The following is a 22,677-nucleotide window of genomic DNA, read 5'->3' as shown; positions in this document are numbered from 1 at the left end:
TTTTATCCCTGCTTTTCCCCTTTCTTATTTTTTAGTAAAGAGGCACTAAACCTTTGCCTTTTTCATACAGTCAAAGAAGTTGAACTTTGCAATAGTATGAAAAAGAACTACCCAATTATTATTTTAATTTTTTGCTTTTTAACGGCGTTGACAACTTTGGCACAAAGGCCAGAAGGAGCTGAAAGACAGGAGCGAAAATTTACCGGCACTGTGATCGACGGATCCGTGAACCAGCCAATGGTCGGTGCCAATGTGCAAATCAAAACAGTAACCGATTCTCTTTTAAGAGGTACGGTGACTGATGGAAAAGGAAAATTTGAAATCATCCGACCCAATATTCCTCAAGTTAAAATAGAAATCACTTTTATAGGATATAGAACCATCACCAAAATCCACAGTATGAGAGAGCCCGTGGATTTGGGGGAATTAATCTTACTTGAGGATACTAAGGTTTTGGGCGAAGTTTTGATTGAAGGACAAGTACCAGTGGGCGAACAAAAAGGAGATACCACTTCCTTTAATGCCAATGCTTTCAAAACCAGAGAAAATGCACAGGCGGAGGACTTAATCAGAAAACTTCCGGGTGTTACTTTTCAAAATGGGCAGATCCAAGCTCAGGGAGAACAAGTTCAAAAAGTATTGGTGGATGGCCGTGAATTTTTCGGTTCTGATCCTAGCATTGCCTTAAGAAACCTTCCAGCTGATGCCATTGAGCGGGTAGAAGTTTTGGATCAGCGCTCGGACCAAAGCAGATTGACAGGTTTTGACGATGGTAACTACACCAAAACCATCAATATCATCCTTCGCTCAGACAAGAAAAATGGGCAATTTGGAAGAGCCTATGCAGGCTATGGTACAGATGATCGCTATTCCGCGGGGGGCAGCTTGAACTTATTCAATGGAGATCGAAGAGTATCGATATTAGGTCTTTTCAACAATGTCAATCAGCAAAACTTTTCTTCCCAAGATTTGGCAGGGGTAACCGCCAATGCCTCGGGAGGAGGAGGAAGAAGATTTGGAGGTGGGCGCTTCGGAGGAGGTAACAACAACTTCTTTGTAGGCAATGACATTGGAATCATAGCAACCAATGCCTTGGGCCTGAATTATTCAGACAAATGGGGCAAGAAGGTAAACTTTACCGGAAGTTATTTTTTCAATAATACCAACAACACCCTGCGTCAGTTGACCAATCGGGAAACGATCGTCAACCAAGGACTGAGTCAATTTTATGAAGAAAGCCTGATCAATAATGTGGAAAACTTCAACCACAGAGCCAATGCCCGAATTGAAGCGGATTTGAATGAGAAAAACAGTTTGATCATCACCCCATCCATTTCTTTTCAAACTAACAGGACATTCAGTGACCGGGATGCATTGACTTATGCGAGTACAGGTGATTCTCTATCTGCTTTAAGATCCATTTCCAATGCAGAAACTCAGGCTTTCAATTTGGCAAACAATCTGACTTACCGATATAAGTTTGACAAAAAGGGAAGAACACTTTCTACTGATATCAATACGGTTTGGAACAACAGAGATCAGTTTTCGGATTTGCTGGCAGCGAGTAGAGAATTTAGAAGAAATACTTTGGATACTACAACCCAAGAAACTGACGGATTAAATCGGGGCTTTAATTATAGAGTCAACACTACCTGGACGGAGCCATTGGGAGAAAAATCCATCGGTACTTTTGGCTACCAAATAGCCAACAACAAAACCCGTTCTGACCAAAAAACCAGAGTCTTCAATGAGGAAAACCTGCCTGTGTTGGATACAGCTTTGAGTAATGAGTTTGACAATAAATTTATCACTCAAAGACTACGATCCGGCTATGCCTATACCAATAATGGCTGGAATATTAATTTGAACTTAGATTACCAAAATGCCCGCTTGGACAATGAGGCCTTCTTCCCTACGGAGGGAGTATTCAGGCGGGATTTCAACAATATTTTACCGAGTGCAAATATTAACTTCCGAAATAGGGAAACAGGCTTTTCTTGGAGGATTCGATATAGAACTGATACTGATGAGCCAAGTGTAACTGAGTTACAAAACGTGGTCAACAATCAAAATCCATTGAACCTATCAGTGGGTAATCCTACCTTGGGACAAAGCTATAACCACAATATTTTTGCAAACATCGCCAAAGTCAATCTGGAAAAGTCTAAGACCTTTTTCACCTTCATCAACTACTCCGCAACCAGTAATTTTATTGGAAACAGCACCTTTGTGGCTTCCCAAGACACTTTGATCAATGGAGAAATCCTCCTGAGACCTGGAGGTCAAATCTCTCAGCCAGTGAACTTGGATGGGAATTGGAGAGTGAGGGCATTTGCAACTTATGGAATGCCAATTCCTAAATTGAAATTACAATTCAATACCAATACAAGACTAGGCTTCAACCGAACTCCAGGCCTAATCAACGGTGATCTGAATTTGAATGACAACATTGATTTAAGCCAGGGAATTACGATTAGTTCCAATATCAGCAAGAATGTGGATTTCTCAGTGAGCACTACTGGTACATATACCATTGTGAATTCCAGTTTGCAGGCAAACTTGGATCAAAATTACTATGTACAAGAATCTAATATCCGCTTGTATTTCTCCCCTAACAATGGAAAGCTGTTCGTAGGTAATAATGTGAATAACATGCTTTACAGCGGCTTGTCTGAAGGTTTTGATCAGTCTGTGTGGTTATGGAATATTGAAGGTGGCTTCCGCTTTGCCAAAAACAATAAGGCCGAGTTGAAAGTGGTGGTTTTTGACTTATTAAATCAAAATAACAGCATCAGTAGAACTATTTCTGATGTTGCGATTACGGATGTATTCACCAATGTTTTAACCCGATACGGGATGCTAACCTTTACTTATATCATTGGGAATTTTAAGGAGCCAGAACCGGATAATAGTCCTTGGAACAGAGGAAGACCGAGTGGGGGAAGAACCTGGTAATTAAGTGAGAAGGCTAAAGTCAGAAAGCTAAAAATGCTCGCAGTGGCCCAATGATATTCCCGCAAAGGTTGGAAGAGGCAAAGAGGCTATGTCTCCTATGTTCCCTCTGTGGTTTTTTAAAATTGCTCACGGAAATGCAGGGGAAATGTTATTGGTTATTGAGTCATTTTTAAACTAAGATTTCACCTTTGTCACAAACTATGTGTGCTATTGTGAATCCTATGTGGTTTAAAAAATAGCTCGCAGCGGCGCGGCGGTTTTATCTCCCGCAAAGGAGAGAAGTGGCAAAGAGGCTATGTTTCCTATGTTCCCTCTGTGGTTTTTTAAAATTGCTCGCGGAAACGCAGGGGAAATGTTATTGGTTATTGAGTCATTTTCAAACTAAGATTTCACCTTTGTCACAAACTATGTGTGCTATTGTGAATCCTATGTGGTTAAATAATCCCCCCTTAAAATAAAAAAAGCCGACGGAGCACATCCCCGCCGGCTTTTCGCTATTTAACCCTAACTTTACCTTATCACATTTTAGGAAGTACTACAGTGTCTACAGAGTGAATTACTCCGTTTGACTGCCATACGTCTGCGATAGTTACTTTTGACTGACCACCGTTTTCGTCAGTGATATATAAGTCTTTACCTTTCATCCAAGCAGTCAATTTACCACCTTGTACAGTAGTCAATACCGCTTTTCCGTTACCCTTTTTGATAGCATCTGCGATGTCCTTAGAACCCATTTTACCAGCAACTACATGGTAAGTCAAGACTGCTGTCAATTGACTTTTGTTTTCAGGCTTCAAAAGTGTTTCTACTGTTCCGTTTGGCAATTTTGCGAAAGCGGAGTTTTCAGGAGCAAAAACGGTGAATGGACCTTTTCCTTGTAATGTCTCTACCAATCCTGCTGCTTTTACAGCTGCTACCAGGGTAGTGTGATCCGCTGAGTTTACTGCATTTTCAACGATATTTTTGGAAGGATACATAGGTGCGCCACCTACTTCTACTGTCTTCTCCATTTGTGCAAAAGCCACATTGGCTGATAAGAAAACAAATGCTACTAGAGCTACTTTTAAGAAATTTTTCATGGTTTGTAGTGTTTTTTGTATTTGGAAGGAATTACGAGGGCCCAGCAAAAATTGGATTGAGAAGGTTTGAAAAATATTTGAAAAAGTCTGTACTGGGTATCCTCAAAAGGCTTAAAGCCCCTTGGAGAGTTTGATGCATGCTTAAAGGATATTTTATAATGATTTGAAATTCGGATTACAGACCTACCCTAAGAGTTCATTGTTTAAAATCCCTAACAACGATAAACCAATACTCCAATAGGCCTTTTAAATCAAAAATTGTAGCTTTGCGACTTGATTAATCTGAATCTCATGTATCAGGAAAAAATCGATGCCATCAAGGCCGCAATCGCATCCGCAGATGCTAAAAACCCAGAAGAGCTCGAAGCTTATCGCATGGAGTATATCTCCAAAAAAAGTGTCGTAGGTGCGCTCTTCGCAGATATGGGAAAAGTACCTAATGAGGAAAAGCGTGCCTATGGACAATTGGTCAATGGAGTCAAACAACTCGCAGAAGAAAAATTCCAAGAACTGATAGAAAAAGTCAATTCCGCGAATAAAAAAGCCAAGTCTTCCAATATTGACCTAACCTTACCTCCATCCAACCAAGAGATCGGAGGCATTCACCCACTGACCGCAACTCGTCAACGCATCATAGAAATATTCGAGCGAATCGGCTTCAATCTTTCGGAAGGACCGGAAATAGAAGACGACTGGCATAATTTTACTGCTCTCAACTTCCCAGAAAACCATCCGGCAAGGGAGATGCAGGACACCTTTTTTATCGAGAAAAATCCAGACATCGCCTTGCGTACCCATACTTCTTCTGTACAGGTAAGGGTAATGGAAAATCAAAAACCTCCCATCCGCACGCTTTCTCCTGGAAGAGTGTATAGAAATGAAGCTATTTCTGCAAGGGCACATTGCATCTTCCATCAGGTTGAAGGACTGTATGTTGATGAGAACGTTGGATTCGCGGATTTAAAAAATACTCTGTACCACTTTGCCAAGGAGATGTTTGGTAAGGAAACCAAAGTTCGCTTCCGTCCTTCTTATTTCCCTTTCACCGAACCCAGTGCGGAGATTGATATTTCTTGCCTGATTTGTGGAGGAAAAGGCTGTACCATTTGTAAAGGAACAGGCTGGGTAGAAATCGGCGGTTCTGGGATGGTAGATCCCAATGTCCTTGAAAACTGCGGCATTGACTCCAAAAAATATACAGGCTTTGCCTTCGGAATGGGAATTGAGCGAATCGCCATGCTCAAATATCAAATCAAGGATTTGCGCCTATTCACGGAAAACGATGTGCGCTTCCTAAGGCAATTCAAACCCTTACTCTAGATTTAAGCCCGGCAAATTGTCGGGCTTTTTTCTTCTACTTTAGCCTATCAACTACAAGCAATCTTATTCACCCGATTGGCATGGCGTCCGCCTTCGAAAGGGGTATTTAGAAAGATTTCAGCGAGATTTTCTGCAAGCTCGTAGGAAATAAATCTAGCAGGTAGGGCCAATACATTTGCATTGTTATGCTGACGGGCCAAAGCTGCCAATTCTTCATTCCAGCAAAGGGCTGCACGAATTCCTTGATGCTTGTTGGCTGTGATCGCTACTCCATTTCCGGATCCGCAGATAACAATGCCCAGTTCGTATTCTCCATTTTCAATAGCAGTACTTAAGGGATGCACATAATCAGGATAATCTACTGAAGCATCTGAAAAAGGCCCAAAATCTTTAATCTCATGGCCTAAATTTTCCAGTTTCTGAATCAACTTTCCTTTGTATTCAAATCCGGCATGATCGCCTCCGATTGCAATCTTCATTTTATTTTTGATTTACGATTTACGATTTACGGGCAGCTCTTAACCTCAATCCACAGACTTAAGCTCTAAATTTTTTGTAGGCTTTAATTCATATCGCCTTCAGCTTTTAGACTTCAGAGTTCAGACTTCTATTCAGCTTCTTTTTTCGCATACTCAGCTTCTTTGATCGCCCGCTTTTTCTCTAAACGTTTAGCAATATTAATTCCAGCTTCGTACAGGACCAAGATAGGCATAGCGATCAGCAACTGGGAAATCACATCCGGAGGGGTAATCACCGCTGCTAGAACCAATATCACGACAATCGCATGTCTTCTATAAGCTCTCAGCATACCTGAGGTGACCAGCCCTGACATAGACAAGAAATAGATGACTACCGGCAACTGGAACATAATCGCAGAAGCCAATACCAGCATGATCAGGGTAGTCACATAGGAGGATATATCAAACTCATTCAAAATCGACGGATCCAACTGATAGTTGGAAAGGAAGTTGATCGATAATGGAGAAAGGATATAATACCCGAAGGCTGCCCCCAGGAAGAACAACAAACTCACGAAGAAAACAGCTCCCCGAGCCGCGTTTTTTTCCTGATCATACAATCCCGGGCTGATAAATTTCCAAAACTCCCAGAATACATATGGGAAAGCCACCACAAAACCCACCACGAAACTGGAGGTCATGTGCATGGAAAACTGCCCCGTCATCTGCCTGCTTTGGATGGTAAATGGGAGTTCGTCAATACACAATGCTGCGATTCCCAAATAATCACTGATATCGCAAAGCACCCGATAGGTAAGGAAATCCACCTTGGATGGGCCCAGGATAATGATTCCAAAAACAATGCTTTTGGATAGAAATGCAATCACTGAGAAAATCAGAATGGCTGCCACAGATCGCAGCAAATGCCAGCGGAGAGCTTCTAAATGGTCCAAAAAGGACATTCCCTCCTCTTCCTCTTGATATTGGTCTAATGCCACGTTGGTTTATTACGCTTTTAGTATAATGGAAACTGAATCATCCACTTATTGACTTCTGCACGGATGCTCTGCAACTCACTTTCATTGTCATGGTTTTGCAAAGCTCGGTCAATCAGCTGAACGATCTTTTTCATATCTTCTTCCTTCAGGCCACGGGTGGTGACTGCAGCAGTTCCTACTCGCATCCCGGAAGTCACAAATGGAGACTTGGTATCGAATGGAACCATGTTTTTATTGATAGTGATATCCACTTTGCCTAGAGTTTCTTCAGCCAGCTTTCCAGTCAGGTTCTTATTTCGAAGATCAATTAGCATCAAGTGATTGTCAGTTCCTCCTGAAATCAACTGATATCCAAGACTTACGAACTCTTCTGCCATTACGGCTGCATTTTTCTTCACTTGAAGAATATAAGTCATATATTCATCAGACAAGGCTTCTTCAAATGCAACTGCCTTAGCTGCGATAATATGCTCTAATGGTCCTCCCTGAGTACCTGGGAATACACCCATGTCCAGCAAAGATGACATCTTTTTGATTTCGCCTTTTGGAGTAGTCAATCCCCATGGATTATCAAAGTCCTCTCTCATCAAGATCAAGCCACCCCTAGGGCCTCTCAGGGTCTTGTGAGTAGTTGTGGTCACGATATGACAAAACTCCAAAGGATCATTCAACAAACCTCTTGCAATCAATCCTGAGGGATGGGAAATATCTGCCAACAATAATGCTCCTACCTGATCAGCAATATCTCTCAAGCGCTCATAATCCCAGTCTCTAGAGTATGCCGAAGCTCCGCAAATGATCATTTTTGGTTTTACTTCCAATGCCTTGGCTTCTACCTTATCATAATCAATCACTCCGGTCTCTTCTTCTACCCCATAAAAATAAGGATCATATAATTTTCCGGAAAAGTTTACTGGAGATCCATGAGTTAGGTGACCACCATGAGATAGGTCAAAGCCCAAGATAGGATCACCGGCTTTCAAACAAGCCAAGAATACAGCAGCATTAGCCTGTGCACCGGAATGGGGCTGTACATTGGCCCAAGTTGCACCAAAGAGCTTCTTTGCTCTGTCGATAGCAATTTGCTCGATCTCATCGACCACCTCGCATCCACCATAGTACCGCTTTTTAGGAAGCCCTTCTGCATATTTATTGGTCAAAACACTGCCTGCGGCCTCCATGACCTGCTTGCTGGTGAAATTTTCCGAAGCAATCAGCTCTATGCCGCGCTTCTGTCTGTCTTCTTCTTGTGCGATGAGGTCAAATACAACCGTATCTCTTTTCATGATCAGGGAATTGAAAGCCTATTAATTGGAAAAAACAAGACTGAGCCTGTTTGAAATCAGGATCAAAAATAGCCCGAAAGTCCTTATTATCCAATGTGAAATGGGATTGAAAAAAGCGAAGATCCATAGCTAGTCTATAAATCATGGCTGAAGCTTCGTAAATTCAAATTATGATTGATTTCAAATTCCAGCCATCCACTTACTTTTCAGAGGAGGTTTCCTCTGTTTTGTTGGTCAAACTCCACTATCCGGAGTCCACTTGGGGCGAACAGATCAGTATTTATGCCCACCAGATGGATTTCAAAATCCACTTGGAAGCGGTGGATTTTTATGGAAATGACTATATACTTTACCCATCAAAAATTGAGGAGCCTTTCAATCTGGAAGATTTAATTTATTTGATAGAAGGCATGCAGGTCAATCAAGATGAATTGGATGGAAAAATGGAGTTGGTATTGGATGGCGTGCCTGAAGCAAGTAGTGCGTTTTATCCGGAGTTGGAAAAATATTTTGAGGAGAAAAGAAGGAGCTTTGGTTTGTAGTTTTGATACACCAAAGAGGATGGGAAGGATATTTAGAAATTTTAGAATTACGATTTACGAATTACGGGCATCAGGGGATCCCCAATTCTTATTTCATTCAATTTAAACGGTCATGAAGGATGAACTGTGTTTATTACCGTAGGTAGGAGTGCTGAAAAAAATATCGAACATCGAAAGATGAATTTCGAATTACGGGCATGAACTATGCTTGCCTGCCGTAGGTAGAAACATTGAATAATAGAATTCAATTAAGAGTCTCCATTTTTCGGATTAAAAATCCAATGCGCTGGTTCTTTGGCTACCTAGCTGATAGCTTTTGAACCAATACTCATAGGTTTCAAAATCGATACAATCCTTCAATTCAATGCCATTGAAAAGTAATTTCTTTAGGCAACTCACTGGCAACCAAGATTTGATTTTGCGCTCCTGTTCTTTGGAAAGCTGGGATAATTGCACCCATTTCTTGCCGTCTATAAAAATTGGAATCAATTTAGTCATTGGTTTTTGCATGATTTCGAGACAAAAGTACCTTGATAATCAGACGGCTACAATTATGCCAAATTAAATTTATGTTATTAAAATTCGAGTTTTATAACTTGTTGGCATGATTGGGGCAGTGATATCTTTTGTTTTTTTGGTTGCGGGGCTGGTATTTCAGCGAAAAGCAAGGTTTCCAACCGAAAAAGCGATTTCCTTCGTGAACTCTTATCTGTTCAACTTGGTACTTCCTGCTCTAGCTTTACTTTATATTCCCCAAATAAAGCCCGGTTGGGACCTCTTACTTCCTATTTCAGCGGCATGGTTAACTTTTCTGCTTTCCTGGTTCCTATTCGGAATCCTTGGCAAGATCTTTCATTGGAGTAAACAGGTAACGGGCTGCCTGGTGATCGTGGCCGGACTGGCTAACACATCATTCTTAGGATTTCCAGTGGTAGAAGCATTGTATGGCAAGTCAGGACTTCCCATTGCCTTATTGATTGATCAGTGCGGCTCTTTTTTATTGGTTTCGTCCTTGGCTATTGTAATTGGCTCGATCTACAGCCATCAAAGCGGAAGACTTCGAGAAATTCCATTAAAAATCATCAAATTTCCTCCTTTTGGTTTTTTGGTAGGAACCCTAATCATGAGTCTTTTGGGATGGAAAACCCCAGAGTTCTTAATGCCTTTCCTGACATTGGTAGGCAAAACCATGGCTCCAATGGCTTTATTGGCGATAGGTTTGAGGTTTAGAATTGAAAAAGCTGATTTGACTTCGCAATATTTTTGGTATGGCTTAGCCTATCGATTGGTTTTTGCACCGCTACTGGTTTACCTGATCTACAGCAATTTTATGGATACAGAAGGACTTACCTTCAAAGTAACCGTACTGGAATCGGGAATGGCACCTATGATTACAGGTTCTATTGTGGCTATTAATTACAATTTGGCTCCAAGGTTAGCGGCTTTGCTTTCCGGTCTGGGGATGATCATCTCCCTTTTCAGCCTGACCTTGTGGTACTTCTTTTTAAGCTGACCAGATTCTATCCAGTTCTTCAAAAAACTCCTGGTGAATCGATTTATTGGTTGCTAGAATTTCTCTTCCGAAAATATAGTTTTTACCTCCGGAAAAATCCGTCACTTTACCTCCTGCTTCCTGTACGATAAGGGCACCAGCCGCTACATCATAAGAGTTGAGATTGTATTCAAAAAACCCTTCTATTCTACCCGCTGCAACATAAGCTAAATCAACCGCCGCTGAGCCAAAACGTCTCAAACCATGAGTAGATTGCATAAGACTTTTCAATGTCGCCAAATAGCGGTCTATCAGTTCAAAATTATAATAAGGGAACCCGGTTGCAATGAGTGAAGCCCCCAGATTTGGAGCTTTACTCACTCGAATCGGGGTATCATTGCAAAATGCTCCTCCACCCTTGATGGCATAAAAGCATTCGTGCATATTGATTTCATACACTACTCCAAGAATCACTTCCTCTTTTTCCATCAAAGCGATGCTTACGGAAAATACAGGTAAGCCGTGAATAAAATTCGTGGTCCCATCCAGGGGATCAATCACCCAGTTGTATACTTCGGATCGGGTGGTATTCGTACCTTCTTCAGTGATAAAGCCTGCCTCAGGGAAAATGGCTGAAAGTTGCTCTACGATCTGACGTTCGGCTTCTTTGTCTACATAAGAAACCAAATCATTGAAGCCTTTATGTTCTACATTTTTTACATCAAAATGCTGGCGTTCCTTGCGGATAAAGGCGCCAACAGATTTGGCAATATTTTGTGTTTGATCTAAGAGTTTTGAAAGTTCGGCTAAATTAAGCATCAATGAAAAGTGGGGATTTACTTAATAGTGAATGGATAGGGTGAAACTATTTTAATTAGAAATTCAGCTTGCAAGATTAAGGCCATTCTAGCTTGCTTTGCTTCGGAAACTAAGCTATAGAATTTAGTTGAAGCTTTTTCAGATTTCGACCTTAAAAATCAGCTTTATTCTTCTTTTCCATATTTGGCTTTCCTCTTGTCCTCTTTGCTTTCTTTCTTTTCTGCTTTTCCCTCCACAGTGAGTACAATTTCTCCTTTCAAGGGATTGTTTTCATAATAATCAATCAACTCGACCAAGGTTCCTCTGACGTTCTCTTCATGAAGCTTTGAGATTTCCCTTGAAACACAAGCCTGTCGGTCTTCACCAAAAGCCTCCGCCAACTGAGCTAAAGTTTTCAATAAGCGATGAGGAGACTCATAAAAAATCATGGTTCTGGATTCTTCAGTCAATGCATCAATTCTGGTCTTTCTTCCTTTTTTATGAGGTAAAAAGCCTTCGAAAACAAAGCGATCATTAGGCAAACCAGAATTTACCAAAGCAGGAACAAAAGCTGTTGGGCCTGGAAGACATTGAACCTCCAAACCAGCCGCAATTACCTCTCTAACGAGCAAAAAACCAGGATCAGATATTGCCGGTGTGCCTGCATCAGAAACCAATGCGAATACCTCTCCTTTTTTCATTCTTTCCACCAGCTTTTCAACTGCTTTATGCTCATTGAAAATATGGTAAGACTGTAAATTATTGGTGATTTCAAGGTGTTTGAGAAGCATCCCCGTAGTTCGGGTATCTTCTGCCAAGATTACATTGACAGACTGAAGTGTTTCAAGTGCCCGCAAAGTTATATCCTTAAGATTACCGATTGGTACAGGAACCAAAAATAAGCTGACCTGCTGCTCTGTCATACACCCAACTCGTCGATGGCTTTTGCTAGTTTACGGTCTTTCTCAGTCACGGTATTTCCGGCATCATGGGTAGTCAATTCTATCTCCACTGTATTGTAGACATTGCTCCAATTAGGATGATGCTGCTGCGCCTCAGCTAAAAATGCCACTCGGGTCATAAAAGCAAAAGCCTCCTGAAAATCCTGAAATTTGAATGTTCTTTTGAGTTTATTGTCTTCTTCTTTCCACATAGTTTTTAAAAGTTAAAGTGAAATCACACCTTCAATGGTAGAAGCTTTTTCATAATATTCAATGACCTCGTCGGCACTTTCTACCATCACCTGTATCGTGGTGCTGACATACTTGCCTCCAGAGCTCGGCTTCAGGGTCATTTCATTTTTTGGAAAAATTGCTCCAACCTCATGCTCCCTTCCATTGGGAACAATAAATTTAAACATATACAACATTGGAAACTGTCCGTTAGCTTCCAGTTTTTCCTTGAAGGTCTCTTTGTTAAATTTCTTTTGCATTCGTAAGCTCTCCTGTAAAATGGATTACAAACAAAGAACCCATGCTTTGCGGCATGGGTTCCAATTTTTTCTTAGAAGAATTTATATCGATAATCTTTCACATTGGCCAGATCCTGTAAAGCCATCATGACTTGATAGGAAGTTCTCTGGGCTGCATTCTGTGTAAGAGATGCCTGATAAGATGTATAGTCACCGATCTCGGCTGCAGGAGTAAGATTATTCAATCTACCTACAATGACACCAACGTCTTCAGAAATAGGTTGCGTGATCTTACCTTCAGAAATTCCGAAAATAGCACCCACTGCTTTTGGAGCGAATCCGATACCTGGGATTACCGAGGAGCTTAATTTCAGATCTGGAACCTCATTCAAAGAGGCTGCCTGAGGATAAACTGCCTTCATTTCTTCCAAAGTAGCTTTACCTTCTAAAGCCTTTTTGATGATTTCAGCTTTCTTCTCATTCATTACTTGGCCTTTCACTTGCTCTCTAACATCTTCCAACTTCGCTTCTCCTTCTTCTTTTTTACTAACCAATGAAGTAACGATGTAAGCATTATCCAATTCAAATACAGGAGATACTTCTCCCTGAGAGGCCTCTGCGAATGCCCAACGGATAATCTCTCTGGCGTTTTGGAGATTATTCAAGTTTCTGGCACCTGCATCTACATTGTTTGCCTGAAGGATTCTGTATCCTTTGTCAGTAGCATTTTCTGTAAACTCATTTCTATTACCTGATTCAGCAGCGAAAGCATCAGCATTTCTGAATGCCTCGTTTCTTGTAGCATCAGAAGCAATTAATTCCAATTGCAATACAGCTATTTTAGTATACTCGCTTTTTGGAAGAGAAGTCACATCGATGATGTGATATCCGTATTCAGTTTCTACCAAGTTTGGAATCAAACCTGTAGAACTTCTCGCATAAGTAGCATTTGAGAAAGCTTCTACAAACTCATCCTTCGCAAACCATCCAAGATCACCACCGTTTTGGGCAGTGCCATCCTGACCGTATTGACGGGCAGCCAATGCAAAATCCCCACCGTTTTTCAAGTCTGCCAAAACTTCCTCAGCCTGGATTTTAACTTGAGCTCTTGCAGCCTCGTCCATTCCTTCTGTGCTGAAAAGGATATGAGAAGCGCTCATTCTTGGAGTACCATTGTACTTATCAGAGACTTTAAATGAGATATAAGTAGAGCTAGCAGTTACAAAGGGTCCGTAAGTTTCGCCTTCTACCATTTCATCTACATTGCTGGTCAATTCCGCAGGGAATTCATCACCAGGTCTGAAAGTATAGAATGCTGGTCTGAAGTCAGAGTTTCTATTAACGAATAGTGAGTCATTCTCAGCTGTTCTCAATTGCTCAGTCAACTGGTTGATTCTGGAGATAACTTCAGCTGAATCTTCTTTGCTTGGTCTGATGCTAAAGCTCACATACTCCAAGTTTGCAGAATTTCCGGTTTTGAATTTAGACTGATTCTTTTTCAAGTAGGCCTGTAATTCAGCATCGGAAATTTTCACGGAAGAATCAGATACCGCATAATAAGGCACAAACAAAATGGATGCATCTGCGATAGTATTGGCAGACTTGTACTCCAATTTTGCTTCAGCAGAAGTAGCATACTCGGAAGTAGCCAAAAGATTATCATACTTGATTCTCAATCTGGAATCTGCAAACAACTGCTCTTGCTGAGCCCAAAAAGCTTGCTGTGCCGGATCAGCTGTTTCTAAAGATTGTAAAAACTGAATCAACTGGCTTTTGTCAAACTGTCCAGTTTGAGGATTCACCAATTGCTGTCGGAGTTCAGGAACGATGTTTTTTCCCTGTACCATATCCACCAATTCTGCAGGGGAGATAGTCAATCCCAATTTTTCGTATTCTTCTTTGAATACTTTATCGACAATCATTGCTTGCCATGCCTGCTCTCTGACAGTAAACATTTCTACTTCAGATGGAGCTCGGCCGGTACGCTGTTGAAAAGCGATTCGAAATTCTTCCACCTTGGCCACGTATTCTTCATACGTGATTTCTTCTCCTGCAATTTCCCCAACGATATTTTGGTTGGAATTGAGAAGAGAGGAATTAGGACTCAAAAGATCACCCCCTAGGAGGAATAAAATCAACCCGCCGGCAATAACACCGATTGCGAGACCTGTCCGCTGTCTTATTTGTTTAATTAACGCCATTATTGTTACTACGCTTTTTTAGAAGTGTCGCAAAATAATAGCATTAGTAACGAAATTCAAAATATATTCTGAATCAAACCCTTACCTAAAAAATCGTTGGGCCGTTGATTTTGAGCCTAACTGAGTCAATTCTATGATCTTGTCTCGAAACTACAGTGAACGTATATGCCCCTATTGTAACAGACTCCCCTTTTTTGGGGAGATTTTCGGTATGAGAAAGAATTAATCCCGAAAGAGTTTCAAAATCTCCAATCGGTAAATCCCAATTATATTTATCATTTAAATAATCAATTTCATGACGGGCACTGAGTAAATATTCCTGATCTCCGATTTTTTGCTCGATTAGATCATCACTATCATACTCATCTTCTATCTCTCCAAAAATCTCTTCGATGATATCTTCCATCGATACGATTCCGCTGGTACCTCCAAATTCATCTACCACCAAAGCCAAACTTTTCCTTTCCTGAATAAACTGAATCAGCAACTCATTGGCGAGAGCGGATTCCGGTGCAATGATAATCGGTGTAAGAATCTCTTCAATAGTCTTAGGCTTTTTGAAAAGCTCCAATTGATGGCAATATCCGATAACATCATCGATCGTTTCCCTGTATACAATGATTTTTGAATGCCCGCTTTCAGCAAACACTTCTTTCAAATCTTCAATGCTGTCTTCCACTTCCACAGAAACAATATCTGTTCTGGGAATCATACATTCCCGAACTCTGACAGTTTTGAATTCTACTGCATTGTCGAAGATTTTGGTATCTATTTCAGCTTTTCCCTCAGACTTGGTCTGATTCATATGGTTTTGGATAAAGCTGTTCAAGTCAGTCACTGTAAAAACCGGCCTGTCTTCACTATACTCCAATCGTAAGATTTTGGTAATAAAAAATCTGGATAGCCCTACTACAGCCCAAACAACCGGATACATGAGGTAATAGATGCCTAGAAAGGGAATGGCAAAAATGCTCAACATATTGTTGGGGTTGAGCATAAAAAGGCTTTTAGGAAGAAATTCGGCTGTAATCAGCACAATGATAGTGGAAATCAATGTTTGCAATAGCAACACCACCACCTCATTGTTGAGCCCCGGAGGCAACCAAGCATCCAAAGGATACTCCAGCAGGTAGGCCATGAAAATACCATAGAGCACCAAGGAGATCGTGTTTCCCATCAAAGTAGTACCAATAAACTGCCCCGGTCTTTTGATGAAGCTACTCAATACTTTTCCGCTTAGTGCGCCCTGCTTGCTTTGCAATTCTATCTGAAGCTTATTGGCAGAGATATAGGCGATTTCAATTCCTGAAAAAAATGCGGAAAAAAGGAGAGTTATAATGACATAAATGAGATAGGTGGTCTCCATAAATTAACGCTTGCGCTTTTTTTCTGGCTTTGAGTTATTTTTTTCTGCTTCCTCCCGCTTGGTTCTTCTATACTGAAACCAAAAAAGTAAAGCTACTGCGAACATAAAGATAGCATAGGAAAACCCTATTCCCACCGTCATGGTCTGATGAATACCTATGATAATCAAGGCCAAAGAAAGGGATAAAATCAATACATCGCCCAATTTCATATTTCTTCTCCCGGTAATATGGTCCTACTGTCTCTCACGTTTTTCAAGGTGTAATTAGTAAAGCTTTCATCTGCTTCCATTCCTGTTCCATTAAAAAGGGTTTGCTTGTCTCGAATGGTCACAAACTTATCTGTGAAGATTTTTTTCTTGTTTGGATCCCAGTACAATTCTTCACTTTGTAAATGCTGATCTTCTATAGAATTATCCACCTGCACATTCCCTTCGCCTCTATAAAGATTTTTTTCTTTATCAAAATAACCCCTATCCGCTTTCAATGTTGTTTCTAAGGTGCCGTCTCTTTCAAAAAATTCAATTAGAATTCCATCTGGAAACTCCATATTCCCATTAAGGTATTCGAGTTGTTTGGCGGCTGTGATCTCTGATCTTACGATAGCTGAGTCAGAATGTACCACATGGATATTGGTGGCAATATTCATTGGTCCTTCATACACCTGCAATGCGGCTGAATCCACATCTTCCCGACAGGAGAGTAGAGATATTGCTAAAAAAAGAAAGAGAAGTAATTTCCTCATGACGCAAAGATAAAAGATATTTTTAGCAGATAGAGAAAACAAAAAAAGGCAGTCTTCGGACTGCCTTTTATAATTTTATATTTTGAATTAGTCTCTTGTAGCCAAAGTAACAGTTTCACCAATCCAGCATCCTGTATTGATAGTACCACCTACTTGAAGACCTTCAGTAAAGATTTCCTCTTTGGAAGGGAACTGAGCTCTAGCCTGCGCCATACCCTGAGAGTCACCTGCTCTTTGGTATGCATTATAAGCAGCCATATAGATAGATCTATCTTTTACTCTTGATACACCACCTCTACAGTCGTTGAAAGAGTTCATATACAAGCCACCAATCAAAGAGTAAGCATCTTTAGTTTTGCTCTCGTCAAGGTTAGCAGCTTCTTTAGCAGCATTTCTAGCAGCAGACTTTCTTCCTAGATTGGCATGAACTTTAGCCAATTCCATTTGGATTTCAGCTTTCTGCACATTGTTTTCAGCTAAAGTCAAAGCTTTTTCCAATACCGGCTGAGCTTTCTCATAATTCTGCTCCTGCATATATCTCATCGCTCTTACCTGAGAAGTAGCGTAAGTTGGATTTTTAGAGTCAATCAATTCCAAAGCAGTCAAGAATGCATTAGAAGAGAAACACTTATACTGAACAGAATACTTGAAGATCTGCTGTGCCAATTGCTCATTGGTAGGATCAGCCTTCAACTTAGGACCCATGGTGTTTTCGATGAAGTTACAATCGATCAATTCCATAGCAACCAAGATAGACTCAGCTGTACTTCTAGCATTGGATACATCCTTACCATTAGCTTCAGCCTTGTTTAAATACTCTTGAATTTTATCGTACTTGGCCAAAACCTGCTCAGGCTTATATGCTTGATTGTAGGCATTGTGTCTGTAAACCGCATCGAAGTAAGCAGCATATAGAGTTGGGATGGATAATTCACCATTGATCTCCATTGCTCTTTCGAAATCAGCAACTACATCGCCCAATTTTTCCTTAGTGCCTTTGAAGTAGCCATATCCGTAGTACGCTTTATTTTCAATCCATTTAGTAGCATTGTTATAAAGCTCATCTCTTTTATCATAGATCAGCATTACTGAGTCTTGATAAGCTCTTTTTTGGGCAGGATCGCTTACTGCATCTGCTGCTCCATCATATACTTTAGTACCATTGATATAAATGGACTCATTTAGCTCAGGCACATTCACTAATAGCCAGTGGAGAGGTTTGGTGGCTTCCACAAACTGATCTGCTTTCATATAGTCTACATAAGCAGCGTTCAATTCTCTAGCTTTAGCTTCTTTAGCTTCGTCGGATGGCCAATTCCATCCGTCCTGGGCTTGCACCATTCCGGCGAGAAGCAAGGCGGATAGCCCCAGAAGGGTTGATTTAATTTTCATGGTTTTGACTTGTTTAATTCGGTTTAATTGCTCTTCTCTTTCTATGCAGTCCTTAAAACTGCCTTCAGATATTTACTCAAATACTCTTTTGTAGAACCAAGTGTTATCGTTAAGAGAGAAGCCTAAGGTGAAGTTCACGTAGTTTTCTCTGATCAATCCTGCGGAGGTAGTCCCTCTTTGTCCCACCTTTACCGCAAGGTTCATTAACGACAATTGGTTAACAGGAATTGAAGCTCCAAAGTTAATGCCAAGGTCATTAATGGTGGTCTGGTTGATATAGTAAGGGGTCTGTAAGAACTCCAAACCTACCCTATAAGTACCTCTTTTCAGATTGTTATCAACCGACATAAAATCGGGAACAATCTGGAATCCCAAGCCCAATTTAATAGCCTCTCTTAGCTCCAAAGGGTCCCCCAGGAAGTTTCTAAAATCAGAGAAATTCTGGTACTGACCTTCCAATCCAATCACGTATTTATTAGCTCTCTCGTAACTTACACCAAATCCGTAACGGCTTGGTATATAGATACTTCCTTTTTCATTGTCCAATATCAGGTCACCTTCTGAATCGGGGTCGCTAGCTTCGCCAAATGCGGCGAGTTTGGCAAAGGCATTTCCATTAACGTCCCCTAGACCCTGATAAATGGCACCCACATGAAGGTTACTTTTCTCACCTACTGGGAAATAGTATTGAGTACCAAATTTGAGGGCAACATCGCTAATTGTTAATCTTTCATAATATTCCGAAGTGCTCCCTACCTGCGTGCCATTTTCATTAAAAAGAGTCAATTGATTCTTTCTGATGGTAGAGCCAAATAGGTAAGATCCATGAACTCCGATGCTCAGGTTTTTGGCTAATAAATAACCCGCACTGATGTAGGCTTCAGAGATCCCTCCGTCACCGTTAATATTATTAACTGCCTCAATCTCTGCATTGTTAACCATACTGGAGATTTGCAGATCATAATTTACAGAAGTAACCTGATTCAGACCCATTCCCATGGTTAGTTTTCCTGGCTTGAAAGGCAAGGAAAGCGCGATATAGGAAAGTCCTCCACCGTCCACATCGGAAGATTGAGACCCATTAGAGGCATTGATTCTTCTGTAATTCAGGGAAGTCTGAAAATTAAAAATAGTGTTTCTGGTTTGTAGGGCAGGATTGACTACGTTGGCGTTCCAGCCCGTACCAAAACTGATTCCTAATCCTCCCATTCCTTGGTTTTGTGTAAGTCCGGAATAATTAAATTCCCCGATGCCTAGGGCAGAATAAGTGGAGGCACTAGACTGTGCCTGAGCTTCAGAAAAGAGGATGAAGGTGCAGCAAACACCCAATAGATGCAATTTGATTTTACTCAACATTGTGGTTTAGAATGCAATTCAATCCATACAGGACCAAATTTGGGACTACAAATATGTGGTCTTTTGCCAATGATTCAAAAGATTGTGCATCTCCACCGCAAACAAAGACCTTAATTTCAGGAAATTCGGCCCTAAAAGCCTGAATTTGACCTATGATTTCGTAATAAATACCATACCATACCCCCACTTGCATACAAGTTTGGGTAGAATCTCCGACCCGAGACTCCGGTTTTTTACTCACTTCTACCAAAGGAAGGCGGGCCGTAAACTGATTCATGGCCTTGGCTCGCATAGCCAAGCCGGGACTGATCGCTCCACCTTTATAGGTATCAGACACAATCAATTCGAAAGTCATACAGCTTCCCAAATCGATTACCAAAGCTGAATTCTGTCCGGCTTTTTTCCAGCCTCCAATCGCAGCAGCAATTCTATCCAAACCCAAAGTCTGAGGAGAACCGTATCCATTGTAAATGGGAAGACTGGTTTCTCTTGTCAAAAAAAGAAAATCAAAATCCAAAGCGGATTTCAATTCTTCCTCTGACCATTTGACTGAGGAAATAATACTCTCATCGAAGCTCAGTTCAGACCAGGCTTTTTTGGCAAAGTCCAGATTCTCAAAAGCCCTTTCCCAGGTGATTTCACCCTTTTCAAAAAGCGCTGATTTAACCCGGGTATTCCCTATGTCGACTACGAGGTTTGGCATATGATAAATTATGACTGCAAATTAGCTATTTAAAAAAAGAGGACTTTTTCCAGTATCTAAAATTATCTTTGAATCGTCCCTGACTTAACAAACATTAACCCATGAACGCAAAGAGCTTCCAACTGATAGGCTTGATGTCCGGTACTTCCGGAGATGGATTAGATCTTGCCTACTGCGAATATAAAAAGAGTGAAAACTGGACTTTCGAAATTTTGGAAGCTTTGACCATTCCTTTTCCGGAAAATTTAGGATATCAATTGTCCAAATCACATTTACTTACGGCCAATGAACTGGCAATATTAGATGTAGAATTCGGAAAATGGATGGGGGAACAAGTAGCTGCTTTTTGCGAAGAACGAGAAATCACTCCTTTTGCTTTATGCTCACACGGGCATACGGTATTCCATCAGCCAAGCCTAGGACTTAGTAAGCAAATAGGAAATGGTTGGGTTCTTCACCAAGCTTCAGGACTGACAGTGGTCAATGATTTCAGAATGCTGGATATACAACTAGGAGGTCAGGGAGCTCCATTGGTACCTATAGGTGATGAATTACTCTTCCCTCAGATGGACTTCTGCATTAATCTTGGTGGAATTTCCAATATCAGTATGAAGCAAAATGAGCAAAGAGTAGCTTTTGACATGAGCCCTTTCAATATTTTATTAAATCCTATTGCCCAAATTTTGGGAGGACCTTATGATAAGGGTGGTCAATGGGCATCTGAGGGTAAGGTATCAAATACACTTCTCGATAAGCTGAATAATTTGCCCTTTTACTCCAAAAAAGGAGCAAAATCCTTGGGAAGGGAAGATATGGAGCAGGATTTTGAACCGCTAATCAAAAATTCAGGCTTAGCCCCCAAGGACCTCTTAGCCACTTTGATTGAGCACTATGCTCTGCAAATCAGCCAAGTAATAAGAGATTATTCCCAGATAGAAAATCCACAGGTTTTGATTACAGGTGGAGGGGCCTATAACAGCTATTTTATCCAGCGATTAGACGCTCATTTAGAGGGACAATGGAATCATTTTCAAGCTTCATCTGAATTGATTGAATTCAAAGAAGCCTTGATTTTTGGTTTTCTTGGACTACTTAGATTGCTGGGAGAGGAAAATTGCCTCAGCTCTGTCACAGGAGCCAGGAGAAATTCCTCTGGAGGAGTGATTTATAGCTAACCCTCCATACAATCTACTCTAGGAGGCGCTGGATATTTTTCTATTTTTGCGCTGCGAAGTAAACCCAAATAGACATGCAGGAATTATTAAAGAAGTTTGAAAATAAAAAACCCGAAATCATTTTCGAGTGGTCAGACTCCGAGTCTGAAGCCGAAGGTTGGGTAGTCATCAACTCCCTGAGAGGGGGAGCTGCCGGAGGAGGAACCCGAATGCGTAAAGGCTTGGATAAAAGAGAAGTAGAATCACTTGCCAAGACTATGGAAGTGAAATTTACTGTGTCAGGTCCAGCCATAGGAGGAGCAAAGTCCGGAATTAATTTCGACCCTAAGGACCCAAGAAAAGATGAGGTATTGAGAAGATGGTACAAGGCCGTCACTCCATTACTGAAAAACTACTACGGAACCGGCGGGGACTTGAATGTGGATGAAATTCATGAAGTAATTCCAATTACTGAATCTTTTGGAATCTGGCATCCACAGGAAGGTGTGGTCAATGGACATTTTCATGCTACTGAGCCTGAAAAAATCAGAAAAATCGGTCAGTTAAGACAAGGTGTTTCCAAGGTTTTAGAAGATCCTCATTTCACTCCAAACGGTCCTAAAAAGTACACGGTAGCCGATATGATTACCGGGTACGGAGTGGCAGAGGCGGTGCGTCATTATTATAAAATTTGGGGAGGAAACCTCAAAGGAAAGCGTGCAGTCATCCAGGGCTGGGGCAATGTAGGAGCCGCTGCAGCATGTTTTCTGGCAGTAGAGGGAGTTAAAATAGTCGGCATCATTGACCGTGATGGCGGTTTGATCAAGAAAGAAGGATTCTCTCTTGATGAAGTAAGAGAGTTATTTATCACCAGAAATGGCAACCAGTTAGTCGCTGACCAATTGATTCCTTTTGATATTATCAATGAAGAGATTTGGGATCTGGAAAGTGAAATCTTCATCCCTGCCGCGGCATCAAGACTGATTACTAAAGAGCAGTCAGAACGAATGATAAAAGCAGGGTTAGAAGTGATTTCCTGCGGAGCGAATGTGCCTTTTGCAGACCCGGAGATTTTCTTCGGGCCTATTGGTGCATGGACAGATCAGCAAGTTTCAGTGATTCCGGATTTCATCGCGAATTGTGGTATGGCGAGAGTATTTGCTTACCTCATGAGTGACCAGGCAGAAGTAACCGATCAGGCAATTTTCAAAGATGTAAGCAAGACTATTGAAAAAGCCTTGAAAAAGACTTTTGCGGAAAATCCGGGAAAAACTAAACTGGCTGAAAGCTCCTTTAAAATAGCTTTGGGTCAACTCGTGTAAAACCATTCTTTAGCTTTGCCCAGTTGGAGTTAATTTTTGATTAAATCCGCTGGGCAGCTTTTTGATGGTTGTGCGGTTTGACGCAAAATCTGTAGTTTAGC

Annotated in this window: 22 protein-coding genes; 6 read left to right on the top strand and 16 right to left on the bottom strand. The window is 41.1% G+C overall.

Features of this window, described 5'->3' with window-relative positions:
- Positions 1-96 precede the first annotated feature (96 nt).
- On the top strand, positions 97-2,955 hold the full coding sequence (locus tag FL972_RS14045; protein WP_144606193.1) for an outer membrane beta-barrel protein: 2,859 nt from the start codon (positions 97-99) through the stop codon (positions 2,953-2,955).
- A gap of 518 nt (positions 2,956-3,473) precedes the next feature.
- On the opposite strand, the gene FL972_RS14040 is transcribed toward FL972_RS14045, so the two are convergent.
- Complete coding sequence (locus tag FL972_RS14040) at positions 3,474-4,034, bottom strand: fasciclin domain-containing protein (protein ID WP_144606191.1); 561 nt, start codon at positions 4,032-4,034, stop codon at positions 3,474-3,476.
- Between the two features lie 291 nt (positions 4,035-4,325).
- On the opposite strand from FL972_RS14040, the gene pheS reads away from it, so the two are divergent.
- Positions 4,326-5,354, top strand: a complete 1,029-nt coding sequence (gene pheS / locus FL972_RS14035) for a phenylalanine--tRNA ligase subunit alpha (protein WP_144606189.1) — start codon at positions 4,326-4,328, stop codon at positions 5,352-5,354.
- A 47-nt stretch (positions 5,355-5,401) separates the two neighbouring features.
- On the opposite strand, the gene rpiB is transcribed toward pheS, so the two are convergent.
- The 3 genes from rpiB to FL972_RS14020 all read right to left on the bottom strand — a co-directional run bounded on the left by rpiB (position 5,402) and on the right by FL972_RS14020 (position 8,096).
- A complete protein-coding gene (rpiB, locus tag FL972_RS14030) occupies positions 5,402-5,833 on the bottom strand; it encodes a ribose 5-phosphate isomerase B (RefSeq protein WP_144606187.1) in 432 nt (143 codons plus the stop codon).
- 128 nt (positions 5,834-5,961) lie between these two features.
- Positions 5,962-6,810: a twin-arginine translocase subunit TatC gene (gene tatC, locus FL972_RS14025; protein ID WP_091653566.1), complete on the bottom strand. Its 849-nt coding sequence runs from the start codon at positions 6,808-6,810 to the stop codon at positions 5,962-5,964.
- Positions 6,811-6,827: 17 nt separating this feature from the next.
- Entirely contained in the window at positions 6,828-8,096 is a 1,269-nt protein-coding gene (locus tag FL972_RS14020) for a serine hydroxymethyltransferase (RefSeq protein WP_144606185.1), read from the bottom strand.
- A 170-nt stretch (positions 8,097-8,266) separates the two neighbouring features.
- On the opposite strand from FL972_RS14020, the gene FL972_RS14015 reads away from it, so the two are divergent.
- Positions 8,267-8,638, top strand: a complete 372-nt coding sequence (locus FL972_RS14015) for a UDP-glucuronosyltransferase (RefSeq protein WP_144606183.1) — start codon at positions 8,267-8,269, stop codon at positions 8,636-8,638.
- A 270-nt stretch (positions 8,639-8,908) separates the two neighbouring features.
- On the opposite strand, the gene FL972_RS14010 is transcribed toward FL972_RS14015, so the two are convergent.
- Entirely contained in the window at positions 8,909-9,148 is a 240-nt protein-coding gene (locus FL972_RS14010) for a hypothetical protein (protein ID WP_250161358.1), read from the bottom strand.
- 94 nt (positions 9,149-9,242) lie between these two features.
- On the opposite strand from FL972_RS14010, the gene FL972_RS14005 reads away from it, so the two are divergent.
- Positions 9,243-10,151, top strand: coding sequence for an AEC family transporter (locus tag FL972_RS14005; RefSeq protein ID WP_144606181.1), 909 nt, complete (start codon positions 9,243-9,245; stop codon positions 10,149-10,151).
- Here the strand turns inward: FL972_RS14005 and FL972_RS14000 are convergent.
- From FL972_RS14000 to FL972_RS13950, 11 genes are all read right to left on the bottom strand, one after another.
- Positions 10,143-10,949, bottom strand: coding sequence for an inositol monophosphatase family protein (locus FL972_RS14000; RefSeq protein WP_144606179.1), 807 nt, complete (start codon positions 10,947-10,949; stop codon positions 10,143-10,145). The two genes, FL972_RS14005 and FL972_RS14000, sit on opposite strands and share 9 nt — an antisense overlap.
- 164 nt (positions 10,950-11,113) lie before the next feature.
- Positions 11,114-11,851: a 16S rRNA (cytidine(1402)-2'-O)-methyltransferase gene (gene rsmI, locus FL972_RS13995; protein WP_144606177.1), complete on the bottom strand. Its 738-nt coding sequence runs from the start codon at positions 11,849-11,851 to the stop codon at positions 11,114-11,116.
- Positions 11,848-12,081: a 4a-hydroxytetrahydrobiopterin dehydratase gene (locus tag FL972_RS13990; RefSeq protein ID WP_091653554.1), complete on the bottom strand. Its 234-nt coding sequence runs from the start codon at positions 12,079-12,081 to the stop codon at positions 11,848-11,850. The genes rsmI and FL972_RS13990 overlap by 4 nt, the downstream gene beginning before the upstream one ends.
- A gap of 12 nt (positions 12,082-12,093) precedes the next feature.
- Complete coding sequence (locus tag FL972_RS13985; RefSeq protein WP_144606174.1) at positions 12,094-12,360, bottom strand: DUF493 domain-containing protein; 267 nt, start codon at positions 12,358-12,360, stop codon at positions 12,094-12,096.
- 71 nt (positions 12,361-12,431) lie between these two features.
- Positions 12,432-14,540, bottom strand: a complete 2,109-nt coding sequence (locus tag FL972_RS13980; protein WP_144606172.1) for a peptidylprolyl isomerase — start codon at positions 14,538-14,540, stop codon at positions 12,432-12,434.
- Between the two features lie 85 nt (positions 14,541-14,625).
- The gene (locus tag FL972_RS13975; protein ID WP_144606170.1) at positions 14,626-15,906 is read right to left on the bottom strand and encodes a hemolysin family protein; all 1,281 of its coding nucleotides are present in this window, start codon (positions 15,904-15,906) and stop codon (positions 14,626-14,628) included.
- 3 nt (positions 15,907-15,909) lie between these two features.
- Complete coding sequence (locus FL972_RS13970; protein WP_144606168.1) at positions 15,910-16,116, bottom strand: hypothetical protein; 207 nt, start codon at positions 16,114-16,116, stop codon at positions 15,910-15,912.
- Complete coding sequence (gene lptC / locus FL972_RS13965; protein ID WP_144606166.1) at positions 16,113-16,649, bottom strand: LPS export ABC transporter periplasmic protein LptC; 537 nt, start codon at positions 16,647-16,649, stop codon at positions 16,113-16,115. The genes FL972_RS13970 and lptC overlap by 4 nt, the downstream gene beginning before the upstream one ends.
- A gap of 87 nt (positions 16,650-16,736) precedes the next feature.
- On the bottom strand, positions 16,737-18,041 hold the full coding sequence (locus FL972_RS13960) for a hypothetical protein (protein WP_144606164.1): 1,305 nt from the start codon (positions 18,039-18,041) through the stop codon (positions 16,737-16,739).
- 72 nt (positions 18,042-18,113) lie between these two features.
- Positions 18,114-19,397, bottom strand: a complete 1,284-nt coding sequence (locus FL972_RS13955) for a hypothetical protein (protein ID WP_144606162.1) — start codon at positions 19,395-19,397, stop codon at positions 18,114-18,116.
- On the bottom strand, positions 19,387-20,100 hold the full coding sequence (locus FL972_RS13950; protein ID WP_144606160.1) for a type III pantothenate kinase: 714 nt from the start codon (positions 20,098-20,100) through the stop codon (positions 19,387-19,389). The genes FL972_RS13955 and FL972_RS13950 overlap by 11 nt, the downstream gene beginning before the upstream one ends.
- 101 nt (positions 20,101-20,201) lie before the next feature.
- Here FL972_RS13950 and FL972_RS13945 point away from each other — a divergent pair, with 101 nt between their 5' ends.
- Both FL972_RS13945 and FL972_RS13940 read left to right on the top strand, forming a co-directional pair.
- Complete coding sequence (locus FL972_RS13945; RefSeq protein WP_144606158.1) at positions 20,202-21,275, top strand: anhydro-N-acetylmuramic acid kinase; 1,074 nt, start codon at positions 20,202-20,204, stop codon at positions 21,273-21,275.
- 74 nt (positions 21,276-21,349) lie between these two features.
- Positions 21,350-22,576 carry a Glu/Leu/Phe/Val dehydrogenase dimerization domain-containing protein gene (locus tag FL972_RS13940; protein ID WP_144606156.1) on the top strand — a complete coding sequence of 409 codons (1,227 nt, stop codon included), beginning with the start codon at positions 21,350-21,352 and terminating at the stop codon, positions 22,574-22,576.
- Positions 22,577-22,677: the final 101 nt, after the last annotated feature.

The organism is Algoriphagus algorifonticola (assembly GCF_007655305.1).
GTDB lineage: Bacteria > Bacteroidota > Bacteroidia > Cytophagales > Cyclobacteriaceae > Algoriphagus > Algoriphagus algorifonticola.
Note: the sequence above shows the minus strand (reverse complement) of the source record. Positions and strands in the feature narration are given on the sequence as shown.

Coding starts and splice junctions, on each gene's coding strand:
- lptC (WP_144606166.1), bottom strand. CDS start 16,649: ATGAGGAAATTACTTCTCTTTCTTTTTTTAGCAATATCTCTACTCTCC.
- FL972_RS13940 (WP_144606156.1), top strand. CDS start 21,350: ATGCAGGAATTATTAAAGAAGTTTGAAAATAAAAAACCCGAAATCATT.
- FL972_RS14045 (WP_144606193.1), top strand. CDS start 97: ATGAAAAAGAACTACCCAATTATTATTTTAATTTTTTGCTTTTTAACG.
- FL972_RS13970 (WP_144606168.1), bottom strand. CDS start 16,116: ATGAAATTGGGCGATGTATTGATTTTATCCCTTTCTTTGGCCTTGATT.
- rpiB (WP_144606187.1), bottom strand. CDS start 5,833: ATGAAGATTGCAATCGGAGGCGATCATGCCGGATTTGAATACAAAGGA.
- FL972_RS14000 (WP_144606179.1), bottom strand. CDS start 10,949: ATGCTTAATTTAGCCGAACTTTCAAAACTCTTAGATCAAACACAAAAT.
- FL972_RS14005 (WP_144606181.1), top strand. CDS start 9,243: ATGATTGGGGCAGTGATATCTTTTGTTTTTTTGGTTGCGGGGCTGGTA.
- FL972_RS14015 (WP_144606183.1), top strand. CDS start 8,267: ATGATTGATTTCAAATTCCAGCCATCCACTTACTTTTCAGAGGAGGTT.
- FL972_RS13945 (WP_144606158.1), top strand. CDS start 20,202: ATGAACGCAAAGAGCTTCCAACTGATAGGCTTGATGTCCGGTACTTCC.
- rsmI (WP_144606177.1), bottom strand. CDS start 11,851: ATGACAGAGCAGCAGGTCAGCTTATTTTTGGTTCCTGTACCAATCGGT.
- FL972_RS13955 (WP_144606162.1), bottom strand. CDS start 19,397: ATGTTGAGTAAAATCAAATTGCATCTATTGGGTGTTTGCTGCACCTTC.
- FL972_RS13975 (WP_144606170.1), bottom strand. CDS start 15,906: ATGGAGACCACCTATCTCATTTATGTCATTATAACTCTCCTTTTTTCC.
- FL972_RS13990 (WP_091653554.1), bottom strand. CDS start 12,081: ATGTGGAAAGAAGAAGACAATAAACTCAAAAGAACATTCAAATTTCAG.
- FL972_RS13980 (WP_144606172.1), bottom strand. CDS start 14,540: ATGGCGTTAATTAAACAAATAAGACAGCGGACAGGTCTCGCAATCGGT.
- FL972_RS14040 (WP_144606191.1), bottom strand. CDS start 4,034: ATGAAAAATTTCTTAAAAGTAGCTCTAGTAGCATTTGTTTTCTTATCA.
- FL972_RS13985 (WP_144606174.1), bottom strand. CDS start 12,360: ATGCAAAAGAAATTTAACAAAGAGACCTTCAAGGAAAAACTGGAAGCT.
- FL972_RS13950 (WP_144606160.1), bottom strand. CDS start 20,100: ATGCCAAACCTCGTAGTCGACATAGGGAATACCCGGGTTAAATCAGCG.
- FL972_RS13960 (WP_144606164.1), bottom strand. CDS start 18,041: ATGAAAATTAAATCAACCCTTCTGGGGCTATCCGCCTTGCTTCTCGCC.
- pheS (WP_144606189.1), top strand. CDS start 4,326: ATGTATCAGGAAAAAATCGATGCCATCAAGGCCGCAATCGCATCCGCA.
- FL972_RS14020 (WP_144606185.1), bottom strand. CDS start 8,096: ATGAAAAGAGATACGGTTGTATTTGACCTCATCGCACAAGAAGAAGAC.
- FL972_RS14010 (WP_250161358.1), bottom strand. CDS start 9,148: ATGCAAAAACCAATGACTAAATTGATTCCAATTTTTATAGACGGCAAG.